The following is a 20,662-nucleotide window of genomic DNA, read 5'->3' as shown; positions in this document are numbered from 1 at the left end:
CTAAATTTACGATTACGATCGCTTGACTAACGAGTATGTAGGCGTAGCCCGCCGGAGGTATCGCTATGCGGTTCTATATTGCTAACAGTGGTTTGGTTTAGGTAATTATAAACTCTACGAGAAACTTCACGGACAAAATCTCCAGCTTTGCGATCGTGGTTTGGTCTTTGCACCAAAACACCTGCTAAATAGCTTTTTCCATTGGGCATCTCAATAATACCCGCATCACCAATAATAAATCTCAATGTACCAGTTTTGTGGGCGATCGTAGCTCCTTTACCAATACCAGCTGGTAGCAAAGTATTGGTTTTAACACGGCGCATGATGCCTAAAACTCGATTGCGGCTGTTTGGAGATAGCAAACGATTATTAGAAACTAGTGCCGCTAATCTGACCAAATCTTTAGAACTAGTTGTATTTTTGCCAGCGAGGTCTGGAAGTAGACGCCGAACTGCTGTATTTGGCAATCCCCAGTTACGAAAGCGTTGGTTAACTTTCGCTGCACCACCCAAGCGATCAAGAACCATATTTGTTGCGGTATTATCGCTAATAGTCATCATTAAGGTAGCAGTTTGGAGGACGCTAAATTTAGTTCCAACGGGTTTGTATTTCATAGTTCCAGCTTCACCAACCCTTAAATCGCGCCGCATCACTAATTTATCTGTTAGTTTAATTCTCCCAGCATCTATTTCTTGGAAAAGAGCTACTAACAAGGGAAATTTGATTGTACTAGCAGCAGCAAATCTTTTTTCACCATTAATATCAATATAGTTACCTGTATCTAAATCTAAGAAAAATATTCCTGGATTCAATGATTTATAAGTTGCTAACAATGCGCGAATTTGAGAACTGATGCCAACCATTTCTTTTCCAAGATTCACAACACCAGCAAATGTAGATGCATCTGTGGATTTAATAGTAATATTTTCTCTATTTTCGCCAGGAATGGGCTTATTTTGGCGGTCAAATGAGTTGAACTTTACAATCCAGTGAGAACGAGAATCTCCTTTAATTGATATATTTTGGGAATTAATATGATAACCGCGAGCTAATTCTACGACAAAACGAATGGTTTTATTGTCTGATTTTCCAATGCGAATTTCTTTAACTGCATTACCAAAACTTTGTTTGACGCTATCAGAATTAAAATTAGTTCCAGGTAAGTCAATGACCAATCGGTTAGGATTATCTAATACAAAGGCTTTTGGTTGGATTCCAGAAGTTGTAGTTAGGTGTAATTGGTTTTGCTTAGAGTCAAAGTACCAAGACTGTAGTCGTGAAGCTTTAGCTTGTCCTGCAACTAGAAGCAAACTGCTTAAACCGATCGCAAGTAAATGTGATTTCATGTTGTGATTGTGGGTGTGCAAGTCAAAAAAGGAGCAACTAATCAACTTTACCTTAGATTCTTTTCTGATGATTATACTGAACTTCCGGAGAAAAAATTCATAAATACTGTTGAGTTATTTTTGGGGATGATGTTTGGCATTAGATATGCACAAAAAATCATCATTACTTATTAAAAGTAAATCATTGACAGTTTTATTCGTGATGTGAGGTGGTAACAACAGAAATTGTTAATCTAGCGGAACGACGAGCCAAGGATTAATTATGTTTCCAACTTAGAGATTCCCAATAAATAAATTACTATTAAACCTAAGTTAAAAACAGCCAAGCTTTTTTATTGGGGTAGTAAGCTGCTGGTCGGTCAACGCAAAACCTTCCCTCTGGGAGTCTCAGAGCGACAGACATGAACTAAAATTCAACGCAGGGGGAGTTTCTTTCGTTGAACCCCTATCAAAAGAAATCAGCCATCCAAGGAGAACTACCTGCAAATATTTGCGTGGCTGCTGAAATAGCTGTTTCTGTCCCATGCAGTTTTCCGGCTATTTGCAAATGGTAGGGAGCAAACAAACTTGTATATAGTGGTGCTAGTTCTCGGATATCTAGCTGCAACTCACCTTTTCCACCTTTTGTAACTTTACCGCGTCCATTGGCAACAGAAAGGATGAATTTACCATTGTTTGCATCTAGCAAATTATCTTGAATATCTAGGTGCAATTCAGTTTCAATTCCCGATGGATAACCCCGCATTTCCAGCGCTTTGACTACATCTACTACCCGCAGCATCCAACGCATTGTATGCTTGAGCTTGGCTGTTTGCTCTGGTAGCAGCAATGTCAAGGAATCGCTTACAGAACTTCTCCATCGCACTTGGTCAATTTGGGAGCGATGACTGGTAAGAAAAGACCAGAATGTTTGTGCAGCCGCAGCTGTGAGAATTACCCAATCTTTGATTCGTAGGATTGCGCCATCTTCTGTTGAATGTTGACTAAAGAGGATATAACCTTCGGGTTTCTCTTTTGTACTGATAAAATATGCGTAAAATGTTTCCTTTTCATCTGGTTGAATTAAGCGCTCCCAGATTGCGGGATGTCGGTCTAAATATCCATGCGTTTGTCTCGCTTGCTGTTGATATAGTTGATGAAAAACTTGATGATTGATATTCACTATTGGTTGCAAAGGTAGGGGTTGCTCTCGCACTTGGATATTCTTAGTAGGAACTTCCCAATTACACCAACTACCGCCTTGCTCATACCCAACTTTTCGATACAAACTTTGCACAGCTGGATAAAGAGCAGAGAGCGGTATACCTTTAGCATAAAGTTCCTTGAGCGTCTGCTGCATGAGAGCGATCGCAGCTCCGGAACCGCGATACTCTGGAGCAATACCCACTGCGGCAATTCCTGTCATTGGTACACGCTCACCACCCCACCACTGGCCCATATCCAGAGTTGCCAATCCACCAATTAATTGCTCTGACTGACGAATAATGCGAAAATTTTCTACGCCAACCTGCTTGATGTAAACTTCCTCACCACCAAGAGCGCTGATAAAACACTGCTCAAAGATAGTCCCAAGCTGCGGAATATCCTGTGGATGGGCAAGAGTGCTGTATTCAAATTGAGCCGTCATCTCTTATACCATTAGTAGGACGAAACCACAATAATAGTACAGCAGGCGTTGCCCCAATGCTTCACCAATTTCATAGCCATAAAGCCCTAAAATCAGGCTAAACTGTACCACTGCACATTCAGTTTTAACTGTTGGGACACTTACCCTTATAAATTTATCTGTTATTGAGTGGCTTCAGGACTGTTTCTTCTATTAATATGGCGTGGTGTGCCGCTCGTTGGTTGCTCTCAACAAACCACTTACAAATAATATGTCAATAAGTTGGATTTACCTTATATTAGCAATCCTCTTTGAGGTTTCAGGCACAACTTGCATGAAATTATCGCAGGGATTTACTAAAATAGTTCCTTCAGTATTAATATTTGTCTTCTATGGACTTTGTTTTACTTTTTTGACCTTTGCTCTAAAAAGACTTGAGGTCAGTGTGGCTTATTCTGTCTGGGCTGGATTGGGAACTATTTTAGTAGCTATTATTGGGATTATTTGGTTTCGTGAATCTGCCACATTCATCAAACTTGTGTCGATCGCCTTAATAATCATAGGGGTAATTGGGATCAACGCAAGTCAATGAAGGGGGCAGGAGGCAGGGGGCAGGAGCAACAGTGAATTGTGGCTCAAATAGATGAAAAATACTTGCTTTAGCCCCAGTTTATTAGCTCAAAATTTATTAAACCCAGCAGAGCGACGATAAAGTAACCAGATAAATAGTGGTGAACCCAACAAGGCAGTAACCGAACCAACTGGTAATTCTACTGCTCCTAGTCTGGAGAGTAAATCTGCAAAAGTAAGTAACCATGCACCGGCAAGGGCGGAAAGTGGTAAAACAAAGCGATGATCCGTACCAACAATCAGGCGGACACCGTGAGGGACAACAAGACCAACAAATCCAATCAAGCCACTGATGCTGACTGCGCCTGCGGCTAACAGAGTGGCGATACCACCAATTAATAGGCGCGATCGCGTCAACGAAACCCCTAAACCTACAGCTAAATCATCTCCCAAAGCCAGCACATTTACCGATCGCGCCAGCAAGCATCCCCCGATCAATGCAACGATGATGTAAGGGCCAGTCGTAGCAATTTCTTGCCAGCCCCGTCCATTGAGACTACCAACCAGCCAACTGAGCGCAATTTGAATTTGACCGTCTTCAGCCAAAAGCAGCAATGTACTTTGTACAGCACCAAATAAAGAACTTACTGCCACTCCCCCTAAAATCAAGCGTTCAACTGAAATTTCCGACCCCGCACGACCGAGCAAAATAACGAGCGCTGAAGTCAAAATAGCTCCCATCCACGCTGCTAAAGGAATTGCGATCGGGAATATTTGCCACACGATCATCAGAATCACAATTAATCCTGCACCCGCAGAAATACCTAAAATAAACGGATCGGCAAGACTATTGCGTAACATTCCTTGCAGCAGTGCCCCTGACATTCCCAAGGCTGCACCGACAAGCAGAGCAGCAGTGATGCGCGGGAGACGCAAATCCCAGAGAATTGTCTGTTTAACCGGATCGCCTTGGCGGAGTATGGCTTGCCAAAATTCCGACATACTTAAGGGTACTGCTCCTTGAGAAAGCGACAGCACTAGCGTTACTACCAGTGCTGTACTAATGAGTAAAACAGCCCAAAATACGCGGTGTTCAGTAAAAATTGTCTGAAATGGTCTAGTCAAATTCCGGTCTAGTATTTTCATTCACTATAATCCGTCCCAAAGAAAGCTGCATTTAAACATAGCTTTTCTTTGATGAGCGAGCAGGAATGCAAAAATTTGACCCTCAGAAGCTCAACGTTGACCCTCAGAAGGTGGAAGTTGACCTTCAGAAGGTGGAAGTTGACCTTCAGAAGGTGGAAGTTGACCTTCAGAAGATGAAAGTTGACCCTCAGAAGGTGGAAGTTGACCTTCAGAAGATGAAAGTTGACCCTTAGAAGGTGGAAGTTGACCTTCAGAAGCTCAACGTTGACCTTCAGAAGGTGAAAGTTGACCCTTAGAAGCTCAATTTTTAAGTTTTAACTCCCTCCTCTCGCCCAGCGCCCTAGTACCTACGTTAGTTCTAGTCCACCTTGATAGCCAGTAACAATGCGGCTACCATCTTTGAGAATATGAACCTCAATTTGGTCGCTAGCCCAAGTAATCTGCTCTTGAAAAGCCGGGTTTAATACACGAACCCGTTGATTGCTAGAAGAAACTGGAGAGTCGGGAGAGTTAATTGCTAGAGATTCTACAAAAGGCCCGTCAACCAAAATATCGAGTTGTTCTAATAATTCTTGGGAACCTGGCGGCGCTGATTGAGACTGTAGCTGTTTGAGTGTGAATCCAGTAAAAGACATAACATTTAACCCAGCAGCTTTTACCCGACGGGCTAAAGATGCTAGTGCAGTTGCTTGCCAAAACGGTTCTCCACCAGAAAACGTTACACCTGTGTTACGGGGATTGCTGAGAATATTCTCGGCAAGTGTATCAACAGCAATTAATTGGTTAGCCTCAAATGACCAAGAGTTAGTATTAAAGCAACCAGGACACTCACGAAGACAACCTTGTACCCAAATGACTGCACGACAACCTGGGCCATTAACTTCTGACTGATCAACGTAACCCATAATGTTGAGATAGCCAGGGGGAATTTCCATGAGTGCTAGTGATGGGTCAATTGGCTTAATTTCCATCTCTTTAACTCCATTTAGCCGTTGTCTGTTAACTATAGCGAATCTGTAATTACATAACTGTGAAAATAGTTATATATGCTCTTTTAATAAAGCCCTATTGGCTAGCTGTATTCTGATAAAAAGTAGGCGATCTTGTTTCTCAAAAATAATTCAGGATTGCTTATAGAACCCATTTGGGATCTTGGAAGAACGGGTAAAATGAGAAATAAATGCCGTACTCCAGCAGCTTAACCGACAAAGAGTGGGCAATCATTGAACCACTATTGCCGCAGAAAAAGCAAACCAAACCACCAAAGTGGACAAAGCGACAAATCTTAGATGGTATCTTCTATCAACTCAAGAATGGGTGTAACTGGTGTGATTTACTCTGCATATTTACCGCCCTACTCAACATGGAACGATGTAAGAGTTTGGTCAAGAACTTTGAGTGAACATTGCCTCATGCGACTGCCAAGCTCAATCTATGTTTTATCAGACTCATGCTTAAGCGGTTAGCTCAGGCATAGATATCAAATGGGTTCTATATATCCTTGGACTCCATAAACCTGTCAGTTCACAGATAAGGGCACTCTACTGCCGAGGCAAGGTCGGATCAAGTTATCCGGAAACTTCTCAACGTCTCCCCTCTATCAGGTTTCTGCGATGCGATCTGCTTTGCAGCAACGCTTCGTGATCGCTTTGGGCCCCTACTCATCCCTACTCAATCTTCCAATTAGGCGTATAAGCAGAAGTAACTTGGCTATACATTTGCAAGACCGATGCAGAAATACGTCCTGAGAGTTTTGCGATCGCCCATAGCGCTCTTGTAAAATCATTTTCAATTGTTGAGAATTCGCCCAGGAAAAAGTTTATGGCAGATATGTCCGGTCAAGACCCCTCGGAAATCACAATGGCAACGGTTGATGAAGAACGAAAAGGCGCAACTTTCAGCGGTACGGTCATCCTTGGTATAGATCCTGAGGGTGGGGAAGTCGTTTTCTTTAAAGACTTTTTAATTGAAGATTATAAAGGCGAACTTACCGCTTATCTGGCAACAGATGGCGATATAACGAAAAGCATTGATTTAGGCGAACTCGATCAAAAAAGCCCCAGTTTTAGGCTGCCAATTCCGCTGGGAACGGATACATTACCCTACAATACAGTCGTGTTGAGTGACAAAAAAAGCAAGAAAAAAATCCTGACGATCAATCTATAAAATTTGTAACTTAGCTCGTAGTTCAGCCAAATTCGATTGCCCTCCTGTATAGATCTCAAATGGGTTCTATAGCGGTTGCCGCACAGGTAAGGTACAAAATTATATCGCAAGGTGTAGGGAACATGCCGTGCCCCTACGTGAGGTACAGAAAAAACAATTAACTACAGATGAACAAAGTAGGGTAGCACAGCTGTGCTACCCTACCCATGTACCTCATTCAAACGAAAATCTCTATTTATAAATCTAAAACAACAAGCTTTGCACCAACCATCAAACTGGACGACAACCAGACAAAATACTGTGCATATTTACTACTTGTCCGATGACTGCGATCGCAGGCGCACCAAATCCAGTTTCTTCTACCTGTTTAACAATTGTCTCTAAAGTACCAATCAATTCTTCTTGTTCTGGTCGCGTACCCCAGCGCACCAAAGCAATAGGCGTTTCTAAATTTAACCCAGCTATACTTAATTGCTCCACAATATAAGGCAGATTGTGAATTCCCATATAAATAACAATGGTTTCGGAACCGTGAGCGATCGCACTCCAATCCACTTTCGGTCTATACTTACCTGCCGCCTCGTGACCTGTCACAAATGTAACTGATGAACTATACAGCCGATGAGTCAAAGGAATACCTGAATATGCTGCGGCTGCAATTCCCGAAGTGATACCGGGCACAACCTCCGTTGATATTCCTGCGTTGACTAATTCTTCCATCTCTTCGCCACCGCGACCAAAAATAAAAGGATCACCACCCTTTAACCGCACCACAATTGCATGATCCTGCGCTTTCTCAATCAGCAATTGAGTTGTTTCTTCCTGGAACAGCGAATGTTTTCCTCTGCGCTTACCAGCGTTAATTTGCTCCGCTTGGGGATTAATCATTGCCAAAATTGGCGGACTCACTAAGGCATCATAGATAACTACATCTGCACATTCTAATAAACCTTTTGCCTTCAGGGTAATCAGCCCTGGATCTCCTGGCCCCGCACCGACTAAATAAACCTTTCCCAAATACTTGTTCTCCTGTTTTTCTGTGCGGTTCATCTATCTGTTAAATTCCAAATTAGCTCGGCTAATTCTGCACTTGCTCCCAGTGGCTGTGCCAATTGGAAATTCACCGCAGAAAATTGTAATTTTAGCTCCTCTATTGAGGCTGCGATCGCATCGGTTATTCCACCAGCGAATAAAAAGTATGGCAAGATTGCAATTTCTTTATAACCAGCATCTACCAACTCTTTCACCCGTGATTCTAAACTTGGAGGGTTAGCCCAATAAGCAGTCACTGCTCCCAAACTCGCCGCCATTGCTTCCACAGTTTCTTGAGAACCTGGACGACGACTACCATGAGCTAATAAAATCCAAGCTTCTGTTTTTATAGCGGCTGTTTGCTTTGCTAGCAATTTCTCTAAATTGGGGTGAGAGCCTAAATATGGTTGCACCTCAATGATGATATCTTGACCAGCAGCCTGTTGTGCTAGTGCTACCTCGGCAGGAATATCTGTCATTACATGCACTCCCGGCAGCAGAAATAGCGGTACAATTTTTAGGCGATTCTCATTTTGAGAGAGTGTGGGTAGGCGTAGCCCGCCATCGCCAAAAGCGCTGTTAGCAAATTGTTGAATCTGCTCGTGTAAAGGCTGAGGATTCATTTCCAAAGCAGCTATACCAACCAAATGTTCGCTATTTGATGGGTTATGGTTTTCTGACAATTTGTTATGTACCAGCTTTGCTAGTTGCTGCATAGCAATTTCTGGGCGGCGATCGCGACTTCCGTGAGATACTAGCAGATACGCAGATGACATCGGCAAAGCCTAAACTCTCAGTGACTAATTATCTATCTTACTTAATATCAAGCTGGTGTAATAGGTACTCTTGTGATTATTGAAACTATTATCAATTACTAAATAGAAGTATTTTTAATCACTTTTATAGGTAACTCCAAAAATTCAATTACTCAATTCCTACATCCAAGACGACTATCAACTTCTGCTTCCCCTGCTCCCCCTGCCGTCTGCCTTATTCTTTTTCAGCAGTGTAAGTATAAAATTGATCAAAAGCTCCCACCGTTTCAAATTTGTAAGAAGGTATCCAAGAGTTTATTTTTAAATCTGTACGGTAAATACTAAAAATAATATAATTTTGCCTTTCTGTAGTCCTGGCAATAATTTCTTGGATTTGCGGGTTAGCCGAGTCAACCAACTTATCACAATTAAAACGGATTAAATTTTCTATAAAATTGGTAGTTTTTTTACATACATCGGTTTTTAAGTATTTTGTCAACCGTTGCACTGCATATTCTTCATACTCAACTTGACTGGGATTGGTCTTCGCCATTGCCACACCCAAGGCGGCGAGTCCTGCTGCTGCTCCAGTATATGCGATGATGGTCAATGGTTTCATGTTTGCCAAGTAAAATTCCTTGTAATCGTCAGATTTCAGAGACTCTAAATCAACTTAATCCGTTCCTTGAAAAAAAACTCTTGATCCCTCGCCAAATTATTGCTATAATTCAAATTGTTGAATGGCGAGCGTAGCCAAGTGGTTAAGGCAGTGGTTTGTGGTACCACCATTCGTGGGTTCAATTCCCATCGTTCGCCCTACATAATTTAATAGTGATCATAAGTTCCTATAGAATATGGGTGGTGGTTTTGTAGATTCATAACCACTACTTTACCAAGGATCTGCCATTTATGAGTTCATGGACTTGGAGGGGTCGTAAAGCCACTATTCATCAGATTAACTTATGGAACTAAATTGAGCAATATAAGTAAATCTATTTAGTTAATAAAAAATGTATCTAAAAGCTACCAATAAGTAAGTCGGCAGAATAAAAGCAAACTGTATGAAAAAAAGTAAACAAGGCTTAAACCCTTTTTCCCCTGCCCCCTGCTTTATCCCAACGATAATTCTTTACGCCGACCTACTTATTTATATTGTACTGCTCAAGAAAAATCCTCTAGTTGTTACTAAATTCAATCGCTTTTTCAGGCAATGCTATCTGTGCAATTAAGATTCCCGACTTCTTTAAGAAGCTGGGAATCTTAACCTCAAAAGTTTTTAAACACACATATATTTAATTGTCAGAAAATGCCTAGAAGAATGATAAAAGTCAGCCCACAGAAGGCAAGCATAGATATAATCAGAATGTTGCTAATACTGTGGTCAGAAGCTGTTGAGTTATGTATATTAGTAAGCATATAAATCGCCCCCACTTAAACAACTTTTGCTTAAATTGTAACTAGGGCGAACAAAAATTAGTCTATTTTGGAACAAAAATTGATTTTAATTCATTGGAGTTTAGCTTCATAGTTTTACTTAAAGCATAACTATTAAGTTTTGTGTCAAACTCTGACCGATAGATAATAGCAATACAATGATTTGCTACCCACATTAATAGAATATAGCAATCCTAAATGAGTTGTGAAAATCGAGAGACTAAGATCCCCGACTTCTCAAAGAAGTCGGGGATCTTATTGTTCAATCAAAGCTGCCGAATAAATCATCTACACCCACTATCAAAATGAATATTAGCCCTCTGGAAGAATTAACAAAAGTATTGATTTGCAGGTCTTACAGAGCTTTAAAGCTAAATCTTGACATTATCATGATGCAAATAATCGGATACACGTCAATAAATGATATAGTAAGGCTTAACTCAAACAGTTAAGGGCGTAAAATATTGTGCCCTAGATATAATCATGTAGTTATTTACTAACATCTATCAAAAGAAATAAAAATTGTATTCCTTTAGTTAGAGCAAAAAATACTGAGTCATAGATACTTTAAGTAAAGAACACGGTTTAAGTACCTGCTGAAAAGTTGATACTTGTAGGTACACAGATAAATATAATTTATCTGTGTTATTTCGTGTTTATATCTGATTTCACAAAAGGTGGAGGTTTATTGTCTCGCCTTAAAAGTCAACAATGCAAACATCGTTATCTAGTGGAGTTGCCATGTCTGAATTGCTTCAAGCAGTCTTAGATAGTGAAGAAAAAAGTGATTTGCGTTCCTTTCTTAGTGAATTACGCCAACAAGAAAAGAAGTATTTGCTGCGGAATGACATCCTTAATGTATATAGTGAGTATTGCTCAAAGTCCCAAAAACCAGAGGAATTTTACACTTCCTCTGAGTTAGGTAAACTGATTTACTACACTCAAGAAATTATTCAGGAGGAATCAAGCTTCTGTTTCATTATCCGTTCTAAGATTGCCAGCCAAGAAGTTTATTGGTTGACATCAGACTTGAGCATTGAGCCGATGACAGTGCAGGATTTGCTGGATCTGCGCGATCGCTTGGTGAACAAATATCATCCCAACGAGGGCGACCTGCTAGAATTGGACTTCGGCCCGTTTTATGACTACACCCCAGTCATCCGCGACCCCAAAAATATTGGTAAGGGAGTACAATTTCTCAACCGCTATCTATCCAGCCAAATCTTTCAAGACTCCAAACAATTGCTGGACAGCTTATTGAATTTCCTGCGGCTGCACCAATACAACGGTGTGCAACTGCTGCTTAACGATCGCATTCAATCACAGCAGCAACTTTCTGAGCAAGTTAAGAAAGCGATCGGTTTTGTTAATAATCGTCCCGAAGATGAACCCTACGAGCAATTCCGCTTCCAATTGCAGTCAATGGGTTTTGAACCGGGTTGGGGTAATACCGCAGGGCGAGTGCGGGAAACTTTAAATATTCTCGATGAATTGATTGATTCTGCCGATCCTCAGACTCTAGAAGCCTTCATTTCTCGTGTCCCGATGATTTTTAGAATCGTCTTGGTGTCAGCTCACGGTTGGTTTGGGCAAGAGGGCGTTTTAGGGCGTCCCGATACCGGCGGTCAGGTAGTTTACGTCCTTGACCAAGCAAAGAGCCTAGAGAAGCAGCTACAAGAAGATGTCCTGCTTGCGGGTTTAGAGAAATTAAATGTTGAGCCAAAGGTAATTATTCTCAGCCGCTTGATTCCTAATAGTGATGGCACCCTTTGTAATCAACGGCTAGAAAAAGTCCACGGTACTGAAAATGCCTGGATTTTGCGAGTGCCTTTACGGGAATTTAATCCTAACATGACTCAAAACTGGATTTCCCGGTTTGAGTTTTGGCCTTATCTAGAAACTTTCGCCATTGATTCAGAAAGAGAACTACGGGCAGAATTTCAAGGCACACCTGACTTAATAGTTGGAAACTATACTGATGGGAATTTAATAGCATTCTTGCTGGCGCGACGCTTGAAAGTTACCCAATGCAATGTTGCCCATGCTTTAGAAAAATCTAAATACCTGTTCAGTAACCTCTACTGGCAAGAATTAGAGGAGAAATATCATTTTTCATTGCAATTCACCGCTGACTTGATTGCAATGAATGCCGCCAATTTTGTTGTCAGCAGCACCTACCAAGAAATTGTCGGAACACCGGATAGTGTGGGACAGTACGAGTCTTATAAGTGCTTTACCATGCCGGAGTTATATCATGTGACAAATGGCATTGAATTATTTAGTCCCAAGTTTAATGTCGTACCGCCTGGAGTAAACGAAAATAATTACTTCCCCTACACCCGAACTAAAGACCGAGTAGAGAGCGATCGCCAACGCCTTGCAGAAACACTCTTTACTCTGGAAGACCCCACGCAAATCTTTGGTAAACTCGACGATCCTAACAAGCGCCCTCTCTTCTCAATGGCGCGTCTTGACCACATCAAAAACCTCACAGGTTTAGCTGAATGTTATGGTCGAAGTAAAGAATTACAGGAGCATTGCAACTTAATTTTGGTGGCGGGTAAATTGCGCGTCGAAGAATCAGGCGACAATGAAGAACGTGACGAAATTATTAAACTCTACCAAATCATTGAGGAGTACAATCTTCACGGCAAGATTCGTTGGCTAGGTGTGCGTCTGACTAAAACCGATTCTGGTGAAATTTACCGAGTCATTGCCGATCATCAGGGAATTTTTGTACAACCAGCTTTATTTGAAGCTTTTGGTTTGACAATTTTAGAGTCGATGGTTTCAGGATTACCGACTTTTGCCACACAGTTTGGTGGGCCGTTGGAGATTATTCAAGACAAGGTTAATGGCTTTTTGATTAACCCAACGAATTTAGATGAGACAGCCACAAAAATTGTGGATTTTATCACTAAATGCGAACAAAATCCTAACTATTGGAATGAAATTTCTGAGCGAGGAATTGACCGAGTTTACAGCACCTATACTTGGAAAATTCACACTAGCAAGCTGTTATCATTAGCACGGATTTATGGCTTCTGGAACTTTACCTCGAAGGAGAATCGGGAAGATTTATTGCGTTATCTTGAGGCTTTGTTTTATTTAATTTACAAGCCAAGAGCGCAACAACTATTAGAGCAGCATAAGCACCGTTAGTTTGTCATTTGTCATTTGTGAGCCACTGCGGTCTTGGGGTCTCCCCAAGTTAAGCACGTGGCGTCATTTGTCATTAGCTAAAGACTAAGGACAATGGACAAATGACTAAATTGTCAACGCCCGCCAGGTTCGTTGACCAACTATTCCATCCGCACCTAAATTCTGCTGATTTTGAAAGGCTTTGACAGCAGTTTCTGTCAAAGCGCCAAAAACGCCATCGACTCTAACGGCATAACCATTAGACACTAACAGCCTTTGTAAGATTCTGACAGCAACACCAGAGCCGCCGAAATAAAGAGTCGGCAGAGGTGGTTGGCTACTAAACTTCTGTAACTTTCCTGTAGCCTTTACACGGACTTTGCCTTTAGATGGAGAATACTTTTTAGGCTGATCTAAGTTAGAAGAAACTAGGAACTGATTTTTTTTACTGATTTTTTTGAGTATATGTTCTTTCTCTACTGCGATCGCTGAGGGATAAGTTTGATAAATTCCATCTGTCTGCATAAATTCAGGCGGTGTAACTTGAGCAGTTATCTCTAACTGACTCTGTTTTGACTGGTTTTCGTCATTTTCCATCTGAAATAATTGCTGCTGTGGCAAATTGACCCCAGAGCCTTGTCTGATTGTTAACACGCCCGTCATCATCAGGCCAATTTCATTCATTGTTAATTTATCTCATTTGGAAATTTTCAGAAGGGATGCACCTTAATAAAAAGCGCGTAGGCGTAGCTCTTCAGAGACATTATTTAGTACGCCCAGTTTTGGATACTATAAAACTTTTTACCTTTTTTCATCTCGCCATAAAGCAATACCGCCTAATAAACCAGTGATATTGGGAATGAGTTTTACATTTAACGGTAGCTGTAAATTCACTTTCACTGCTTCACCACCGCCAATGTAAAGGTAATCATAATTGAAAAGATGTTGCAAAGATGCGATCGCTTTTTCTAAACGCTTATTCCATCTTTTGTCACCAATTTTTTCTAACTCTGCACGCCGTAACTGCTGCTCAAAAGTTTCTCCTTTACGAAACGGATGATGCCCCATTTCCATATTTGGCACCAGCTTACCATCCACAAACAAAGCCGAACCAAACCCCGTACCCAGAGTAATCACCAATTCTACACCTTTACCTGCGATCGCCCCAAACCCCTGCATATCTGCATCATTAATCACCCGTACAGGCTTGTTTAATTGTTTTAATAATGCTGTTTCCAAATCAAATCCGATCCAATCTGGATGTAAGTTTACTGCTGTTTCTGTCACTCCACACCGCACCACGCCAGGAAAACCTACCGAAACGCGATGAAATTCACCTTGAGCCGCAGCTAACACAACAATTGCATTAATTACAACCTCTGGCGTAGCAGGTTGAGGTGTATCTAAACGCACTCTTTCAGTTACAGGATTACCCGTAATATCTAAAACCATAGCCTTAACGCCACTACCGCCAATATCAACTGATAGGGTGCGAATCGATCCATTTTCTTCAACCATTGAGTTACATCCTTGTTAATGCTTGTTCTTCCGTGATTATGCTCTGCTGCATCTGATAATATCGGGATGCTTGGAGAGTCTTTATATTAAGGGTAGTGGGGGAGATGAGGGAGAAAAAACCAATGCCCCATGCCCTAAAATATAAATTTAAGTAATATGCACAGTTTCATTCCACCAGAACGCTTTTTTCCCTACCTCACCTGGACAGATATCCAATCAATGCCAGATAAGGAAAATGTGGTAATCATCCAGCCAGTAGGGGCAATTGAACAACATGGGCCTCATCTACCGTTGATTGTAGATGCTGCGATCGGTGTGGGGGTGCTGGGAAAAGCAATGGAAAAGCTGGATGCCAGTATTCCCGCTTATGCTTTACCAAACCTTTATTATGGCAAATCTAACGAACACTGGCACTTTCCCGGTACGATTACCCTAAGCACGGCAACTCTGACGGCAATCATTATGGAAGTGGGAGAAAGTATTTACCGTGCTGGGTTTAGAAAACTGGTATTAATGAACTCCCACGGCGGACAACCCCAAGTTATGCAAATGGCGGCGCGAGATTTGCATGTTAAGTATGATGACTTTTTGGTATTCCCGTTGTTTACTTGGCGCGTGCCTAATATTACTAAAGATTTATTGACTCCGAAAGAAGCGGCGTTAGGAATGCACGCTGGAGATGCTGAAACTAGCATTATGTTATCAATTTTGCCAGAACAAGTGAAGTTAGAAAAGGCTGTTGCAGAGTACCCCCCAGAACAGTCAGAAAGTAGTTTACTAAGTTGGGAGGGTAAATTACCTGTGGCTTGGGTGACACAAGATATCAGTAAAACTGGGGTGATTGGCGACCCCACAACCGCAACGAAAGAAAAAGGCGATCGCATCCTCGAATCTGTCGCTAACGGTTGGGTGCAAGTTATTCAAGATATTTATACCTATCGACAAGCAAAAGTGGAGGAGGATTAACAGGTTTTACTCAAAGTTAAAAATCCAATACATTGTATGCAGGACACCATCTAGATTTGCTAATGTAGGAATAATGGAAATAGTACTAGCGTAGCTGCTTAAAATCTATCGAGCAGCAAATTTCTATTAAAAGTAATATAAGAGAAATAATTATGACGGCGTTTGAACCTCAAAGCATCCGCTCGTATAGCCAAGAAGATGTCCAACAAATTCTCCACTTAGCGATCGCACGCCAAGCTGATGACAAAGACACAGAATTTTCTTATGAGCAAATATTAGAAATTGCTGCTGAGTTAGAAATTGCACCTGAGTCTTTAAAATTAGCGGAACGCGATTGGCTAGCACAACAAGGTCAAGTCCAACAGCGAAAAGCTTTTGATGCCTACCGCATTAGAAAATTTCAGAAGCATCTAGGGAATTATACAATTTTTAATGGCTTTTTTATACTGCTTGATTTAATCACTGGTGGCGGAATTTCTTGGTCGCTCTATATTTTACTATTCTGCGGATTGCCACTAGGGTTTGATGGCTGGAATACCTTTCAAATCAAAGGCGAAGAGTATGAAATGGCATTCCAGAAATGGAGCCGTAACCACCAGATTAAGAAAACCATCAGTACAGTTTTGAATAAGTGGTTTAAGGCATTACAGGCTTAGGATATTTGCTGGCTTGGCATTATCCGGCATAAAGGGATGGAGATTCTTGGTTCAACGAAACCACTTAACTTAGAGTCTTAGAGGCATCTGGGTAGCACAGCTAGTTGTGCTACCCTTTTTGGTCTTTATTTAAGTTTTTCGTGAGCAGCCAAAATAATTTTTTCGGTTTCTTCCCAGCTAATACATTTATCAGTTACAGAAATACCATATTTTAAATCTTCTTGTTTACCAGTAATTGGTTGACCACCTTCAAACAAATGTGATTCCAGCATCATGCCAACTATTGATGTATTACCATCAACTATTTGCTGAATAATATTTTCTAAGACAGCACCTTGTAATTTGTAATCTTTATTGGTATTGCCGTGGCTACAGTCAATAACAATTCTTGGTGGTAAATCTGCCTGTTTTAATTTCTCTTCTACCAGTTTGACATTTGCTGGATCAAAGTTAGGCTGACTACCGCCCCTTAGAATTACGTGACCGTAGGGATTACCTTTAGTTTGAAAGACACTGACCTGTCCGTTTTGATTAATTCCTATAAAATTATGCGGGTTTATAGCCGATTGTAAGGCATTCAAAGCTACTTGAATATTGCCATCAGTACCGTTTTTAAAACCTACAGGCATCGAAAGCCCACTTGCCATTTCGCGGTGAGTTTGTGATTCGGTTGTGCGTGCGCCAATGGCAGACCACGTAATTAGTTCACTAATGTATTGAGGTATGATTGGATCTAATGCTTCTGTACCAGCAGGTAATCCCAACTCTGTAATTTTTAATAATAGCTCCCGTGCAATTAATAAACCATTCTCTACATGGAAAGAATCATCCATATCTGGATCATTAATTAGCCCTTTCCAGCCTACGGTTGTTCTTGGTTTTTCAAAGTACACTCGCATAATTAGCAGCAGGTTATCCTGGACTCGTTCAGCCAATATTTTCAACCGTTCAGAATATTCGAGTGCTGCTTTTGGGTCGTGGATTGAGCATGGGCCAACTACTATAAATTTTCTGCGATCCTGAAAATCCAGGATATTTTCTATTTCTTGCCTATATGCTAAAACTTTTTGTTCGGCTAATTTTGTTAAAGGTAATTTTGATTTGACTTCATTGGGAGTTAATAAAATGCGATCGTTCTCAATGTTAGCGTTGTCGATATTACTATTAAATAATTGGTTAGGCATGGGGATGCTCTGGCAATTTTATATACGCACTTCAACTCAAAAGTGTAACACAAACCCATGAACTTTTAAAATAGCTTATTTTTTACTTGACAAATTTTTGAATAGACGGTAAGTGAATAATCTAATAACTGAGAAAGGGGAAAATATTTTCCCCTTTTGTTTGCTATTGCAATACTGATTCAGTGGTTGTGTATATCATTACTGCCATACAAATACTTTAGCTTCGTATGGCCCCAAGTCAGCTATAATACCATCGTCACCAGCTTCGACATCATAATTACCTGTCCACTCGTGCCATGTACCAGGGCTAGGAAAATTAGGAACATGATAGCCAGCTAGGAAGTTTTCTGAGAAATTTGCTATTACGACTACACGAGAACCTTCACCATTCCAACGAGTATAAGCTAATACTTTTGTTTCTGCATTTTCGTGGATAAAATCAATATTTTCTGTGTAAAGAGCATGATTACTTTTACGCAGGTTGGTTAAGCCTTTGTAGGATTCAAATAAACTACGATTTAGATCGTTACCTAACAGCGTCCAATCGATTTTCGATGATTCAGGTTGCTTAGGTTTATACTCACCAAATTCCTCTCCCATCCAAATCAAAGGTACACCAACAGCAGTCATTAGAATGGCTACTCCTAATTTAACCCGCCTAAAGGCTTCTTCGTTAAAAATCTCACGGTTCCCCAGTTCTACCATGACATGGTTATGGTCGTGGTTGGTGAGGTAATTTACTACATTGGTGGCACCCAAGAAGCCTTGACGCTTGCAGTCAATAACGTCTTTGAGACGTTCTAAATCAAATGTATCACCGCAAATGTGTTCTAGAATGCAGTGATAAAAACTATCATGCCAGCAACCATCCATTGGCCCATCTACATTGGTAATGCTGGTAGTTTCAGGAATGTGTTCAGCAACGTTATAAAAAGGCTTCGCGCCAGCAGTTTTTTTGGCTTCCTGAACAATCCAGTGCATGAAATCGTAGTTAGCAATTTGCCGTGCTGCATCGTACCGGATACCATCAAGATGATATTCCTCAATCCAAAAACGGATTGTCTCACCAATAAATTTCCACGCTGGATGAATATCTAATTTCTCATCATAATGTTCATAATTAAACTCAGGCCCCCAGTTATTATCAGGGTCACGAGGATCGTGATGATACCAATAATCGTGGTCAATTTGTGTTAAAGGAGCAGATGCTTCTGAGTGGTTATAAATACCGTCAAGAATTACACGAATACCTCTGCCATGACACTCATCAATCAGTTTTTTCAAATCAGCAGTCGAACCATAACTAGATTCTGTTGCAAAGAAGTGGCGGGGATTATAACCCCAACTATAATCGCCAGGATATTCTTTAAGTGGCATCAACTCAATAGCGTTGATTCCTAGTTCGCATAGATAATCTAACTTTTCAATGACGTGTTTGTACTTGCCTCGTGCATAAGGATCATCCTCGCCACCAGAAAAATCACCGACATGCAATTCATAAATTACTAATTCGTGGTCAGCAGGTAAAGGTTTATCATCATGTTGCCAAAGGTATGTATCGGTAATTCTTTCGCCATCTTTGATGCGGATAACACCATCATCTTTTCCACTCAGTTCATCTATATCAGTTGCATAAGGGTCTGTAACATCAACCCATTGTTCTGGTTCAAAAAACCATGAATTTGACTGGATACGGAATTTATATTTATAAACGCCGTCTTCTAGTTCAACACTTGTACGGAAATAACCATCATCACCTTTTTCCATTGGAATTTCTTGCCAATCAGAAAAAGAACCAATTAATGCAGCTCCTTTGTTGTAAGGTGCAAATAAATTAAATTCAATTGGCTTTGCCATAGAAGTGTTTGTAATACCAAGGGTTGATAGAAATATTCTCTGACGCTCAATTGAATTTGCAAATCGCTCTAGAGAAAGAATTAGCTCAGGAGTGCTTCTATCTTCAGGATGAATTAATAAATATTTTATAAAACTTATATGTATTTTTTTGGTTCTTAGCTTTTGATACTATTTATTTGTTGACTAAAATACGGCTTTACTGTAAAATAGATTATTTTTGTTTTGCAAGAAATTTGTATAATGTTTGAAAAGTCCTATTGTCGGTATCAAAAGTTTTAGATCCCCCTAAATCCCCCGATAAATTGGGGGACTTTGATTTCGGTTCCCCCTTTTTTTAAGGGGAGCCAGCGCGGTCTTCTCCCAAGGGGAGAGGCTAGCGCCAAGGGGTCTCTCCAAGTGGAGCGACTGGCATGGGTTAGGCGGGATCTAAAAGTGCCTAAAGTCACAGCGAAACAATTATCAAATAACCTTTAATACAAGGGGTTTAAGTCCCTTGTTTCAAGCTTGATTTTGTGCAGTTTTACACAGAATTGGTATTAGTTTGTTGCAAATAACTTAATAACCAATTCGCTGCCGTTGCCCTACGAGTTTGGCGAGGCCCAAATTCACCAATTTTGTAACCTTTGAAGCCGAGTTTTTGTTTTAGCATTTGTTTATTTTCAACGGGAATGGAACGAGTCAACTTAACTGTTGCAGGGCGAGATTCAATAAAATCTGGTGGTTGTGGGTACTCATTTTGCCATTCTGGTGCAACTTGACTTGTGTCCCATTGTGCAGTTGAGGAATCATAGCGATAGCCTAAATAATGCCATAGCAACTGGTTAACTGTGGCATCATCAACTTTTTCCTCAAGAATTGCCCAAATTGTTTCTGTATTGAGTGGTGGTAGGTTAGACATAAGCAAGTCAAAATTAAAAATTAAAAACAGCTTGTGTATACACAAACTAGGTAGACTGGAAATCGTAAAGATTAGACTAGTCTATGCAGAATTCCACACCATTATCAAATATCATCCGCGCCCGTGTATTAATTTCTGGTCGAGTCCAAGGTGTGGGCTATCGCTACGCCACCGTGGATACAGCTAGGCAGTTAGGATTAACCGGTTGGGTGCGGAATCTCCCTGAAAGTCGAGTAGAGGCAGTTTTTGAAGGGGCGCGAGAGGTTGTAGATGACATGGTTCGCTGGTGTCACTCTGGGCCACCTGATGCTGTGGTTAAAGACGTTGTGGTTGAATATGAAGTACCAGAAGGGTTACGGGGATTTGAAGTTAAACGGGTTGAGTAAT

General features: G+C 40.9%; 20 protein-coding genes and 1 tRNA gene. 9 read left to right on the top strand and 12 right to left on the bottom strand.

Going from position 1 to position 20,662, the window contains the following annotated elements:
• Nucleotides 1-26: 26 nt before the first annotated feature.
• A complete protein-coding gene (locus H6G97_RS05575; RefSeq protein ID WP_190939700.1) occupies nucleotides 27-1,346 on the bottom strand; it encodes a serine hydrolase in 1,320 nt (439 codons plus the stop codon).
• Nucleotides 1,347-1,794: 448 nt separating this feature from the next.
• A complete protein-coding gene (locus tag H6G97_RS05570) occupies nucleotides 1,795-2,973 on the bottom strand; it encodes a GNAT family N-acetyltransferase (protein ID WP_190939699.1) in 1,179 nt (392 codons plus the stop codon).
• A 250-nt stretch (nucleotides 2,974-3,223) separates the two neighbouring features.
• On the opposite strand from H6G97_RS05570, the gene H6G97_RS05565 reads away from it, so the two are divergent.
• A complete protein-coding gene (locus tag H6G97_RS05565; protein WP_190939698.1) occupies nucleotides 3,224-3,544 on the top strand; it encodes a DMT family transporter in 321 nt (106 codons plus the stop codon).
• Between the two features lie 86 nt (nucleotides 3,545-3,630).
• Here the strand turns inward: H6G97_RS05565 and H6G97_RS05560 are convergent, their stop codons facing one another.
• Nucleotides 3,631-4,668, bottom strand: coding sequence for a FecCD family ABC transporter permease (locus tag H6G97_RS05560; RefSeq protein WP_190939697.1), 1,038 nt, complete (start codon nucleotides 4,666-4,668; stop codon nucleotides 3,631-3,633).
• A gap of 65 nt (nucleotides 4,669-4,733) precedes the next feature.
• Between H6G97_RS05560 and H6G97_RS05555 the strand changes: the two genes are divergently transcribed.
• Nucleotides 4,734-4,901, top strand: coding sequence for a hypothetical protein (locus H6G97_RS05555; protein WP_190939696.1), 168 nt, complete (start codon nucleotides 4,734-4,736; stop codon nucleotides 4,899-4,901).
• Nucleotides 4,902-5,015: 114 nt separating this feature from the next.
• Here the strand turns inward: H6G97_RS05555 and H6G97_RS05550 are convergent, their stop codons facing one another.
• Nucleotides 5,016-5,639 carry a 4Fe-4S single cluster domain-containing protein gene (locus tag H6G97_RS05550; RefSeq protein ID WP_190939695.1) on the bottom strand — a complete coding sequence of 208 codons (624 nt, stop codon included), beginning with the start codon at nucleotides 5,637-5,639 and terminating at the stop codon, nucleotides 5,016-5,018.
• Between the two features lie 209 nt (nucleotides 5,640-5,848).
• On the opposite strand from H6G97_RS05550, the gene H6G97_RS05545 reads away from it, so the two are divergent.
• Nucleotides 5,849-6,070 carry a transposase gene (locus H6G97_RS05545; protein ID WP_199349260.1) on the top strand — a complete coding sequence of 74 codons (222 nt, stop codon included), beginning with the start codon at nucleotides 5,849-5,851 and terminating at the stop codon, nucleotides 6,068-6,070.
• 419 nt (nucleotides 6,071-6,489) lie between these two features.
• Nucleotides 6,490-6,834: a hypothetical protein gene (locus H6G97_RS05535; protein ID WP_190939694.1), complete on the top strand. Its 345-nt coding sequence runs from the start codon at nucleotides 6,490-6,492 to the stop codon at nucleotides 6,832-6,834.
• Nucleotides 6,835-7,104: 270 nt separating this feature from the next.
• Here H6G97_RS05535 and cobA read toward each other — a convergent pair whose 3' ends face one another.
• The 3 genes from cobA to H6G97_RS05520 all read right to left on the bottom strand — a co-directional run bounded on the left by cobA (nucleotide 7,105) and on the right by H6G97_RS05520 (nucleotide 9,240).
• A complete protein-coding gene (gene cobA, locus H6G97_RS05530; protein WP_190939693.1) occupies nucleotides 7,105-7,884 on the bottom strand; it encodes a uroporphyrinogen-III C-methyltransferase in 780 nt (259 codons plus the stop codon).
• Nucleotides 7,881-8,642 carry a sirohydrochlorin chelatase gene (locus H6G97_RS05525; RefSeq protein ID WP_190939692.1) on the bottom strand — a complete coding sequence of 254 codons (762 nt, stop codon included), beginning with the start codon at nucleotides 8,640-8,642 and terminating at the stop codon, nucleotides 7,881-7,883. Before H6G97_RS05525 ends, cobA begins: the two co-directional genes overlap by 4 nt.
• A gap of 214 nt (nucleotides 8,643-8,856) precedes the next feature.
• Nucleotides 8,857-9,240, bottom strand: a complete 384-nt coding sequence (locus H6G97_RS05520; protein ID WP_190939691.1) for a DUF4359 domain-containing protein — start codon at nucleotides 9,238-9,240, stop codon at nucleotides 8,857-8,859.
• Between the two features lie 124 nt (nucleotides 9,241-9,364).
• On the opposite strand from H6G97_RS05520, the gene H6G97_RS05515 reads away from it, so the two are divergent.
• Together H6G97_RS05515 and H6G97_RS05510 are read left to right on the top strand one after the other, a co-directional pair.
• Nucleotides 9,365-9,437, top strand: a tRNA-His gene (locus tag H6G97_RS05515).
• 1,359 nt (nucleotides 9,438-10,796) lie between these two features.
• Entirely contained in the window at nucleotides 10,797-13,217 is a 2,421-nt protein-coding gene (locus tag H6G97_RS05510) for a sucrose synthase (protein ID WP_190939803.1), read from the top strand.
• A 105-nt stretch (nucleotides 13,218-13,322) separates the two neighbouring features.
• Here H6G97_RS05510 and H6G97_RS05505 read toward each other — a convergent pair whose 3' ends face one another.
• Together H6G97_RS05505 and H6G97_RS05500 are read right to left on the bottom strand one after the other, a co-directional pair.
• Complete coding sequence (locus H6G97_RS05505) at nucleotides 13,323-13,880, bottom strand: peptidoglycan-binding domain-containing protein (protein ID WP_190939690.1); 558 nt, start codon at nucleotides 13,878-13,880, stop codon at nucleotides 13,323-13,325.
• A 117-nt stretch (nucleotides 13,881-13,997) separates the two neighbouring features.
• Nucleotides 13,998-14,714, bottom strand: coding sequence for an ROK family protein (locus tag H6G97_RS05500; protein ID WP_190939689.1), 717 nt, complete (start codon nucleotides 14,712-14,714; stop codon nucleotides 13,998-14,000).
• Between the two features lie 156 nt (nucleotides 14,715-14,870).
• Between H6G97_RS05500 and H6G97_RS05495 the strand changes: the two genes are divergently transcribed.
• Both H6G97_RS05495 and H6G97_RS05490 read left to right on the top strand, forming a co-directional pair.
• Nucleotides 14,871-15,680, top strand: a complete 810-nt coding sequence (locus H6G97_RS05495) for a creatininase family protein (RefSeq protein ID WP_190939688.1) — start codon at nucleotides 14,871-14,873, stop codon at nucleotides 15,678-15,680.
• Between the two features lie 152 nt (nucleotides 15,681-15,832).
• Nucleotides 15,833-16,336 (top strand): 2TM domain-containing protein, encoded by a 504-nt coding sequence (locus H6G97_RS05490; RefSeq protein ID WP_190939687.1) that lies wholly within the window; start codon nucleotides 15,833-15,835, stop codon nucleotides 16,334-16,336.
• Between the two features lie 125 nt (nucleotides 16,337-16,461).
• Here H6G97_RS05490 and H6G97_RS05485 read toward each other — a convergent pair whose 3' ends face one another.
• From H6G97_RS05485 to H6G97_RS05475, 3 genes are all read right to left on the bottom strand, one after another.
• The gene (locus H6G97_RS05485; RefSeq protein WP_190939686.1) at nucleotides 16,462-17,520 is read right to left on the bottom strand and encodes a 3-deoxy-7-phosphoheptulonate synthase; all 1,059 of its coding nucleotides are present in this window, start codon (nucleotides 17,518-17,520) and stop codon (nucleotides 16,462-16,464) included.
• 198 nt (nucleotides 17,521-17,718) lie between these two features.
• Nucleotides 17,719-19,392, bottom strand: coding sequence for an alpha-amylase family glycosyl hydrolase (locus tag H6G97_RS05480; RefSeq protein WP_338421587.1), 1,674 nt, complete (start codon nucleotides 19,390-19,392; stop codon nucleotides 17,719-17,721).
• Nucleotides 19,393-19,897: 505 nt separating this feature from the next.
• Nucleotides 19,898-20,275 (bottom strand): DUF1823 family protein, encoded by a 378-nt coding sequence (locus tag H6G97_RS05475; protein WP_190939684.1) that lies wholly within the window; start codon nucleotides 20,273-20,275, stop codon nucleotides 19,898-19,900.
• A gap of 83 nt (nucleotides 20,276-20,358) precedes the next feature.
• Between H6G97_RS05475 and H6G97_RS05470 the strand changes: the two genes are divergently transcribed.
• Nucleotides 20,359-20,661: an acylphosphatase gene (locus H6G97_RS05470; protein WP_190939683.1), complete on the top strand. Its 303-nt coding sequence runs from the start codon at nucleotides 20,359-20,361 to the stop codon at nucleotides 20,659-20,661.
• Nucleotide 20,662 lies beyond the last annotated feature (1 nt).

This window comes from Nostoc flagelliforme FACHB-838 (genome assembly GCF_014698065.1).
Taxonomy (GTDB): Bacteria; Cyanobacteriota; Cyanobacteriia; order Cyanobacteriales; family Nostocaceae; genus Nostoc; species Nostoc flagelliforme_B.
The sequence above is the reverse complement of the archived record's forward strand: the minus strand, read 5'-3'. Positions and strand labels throughout refer to the sequence as shown.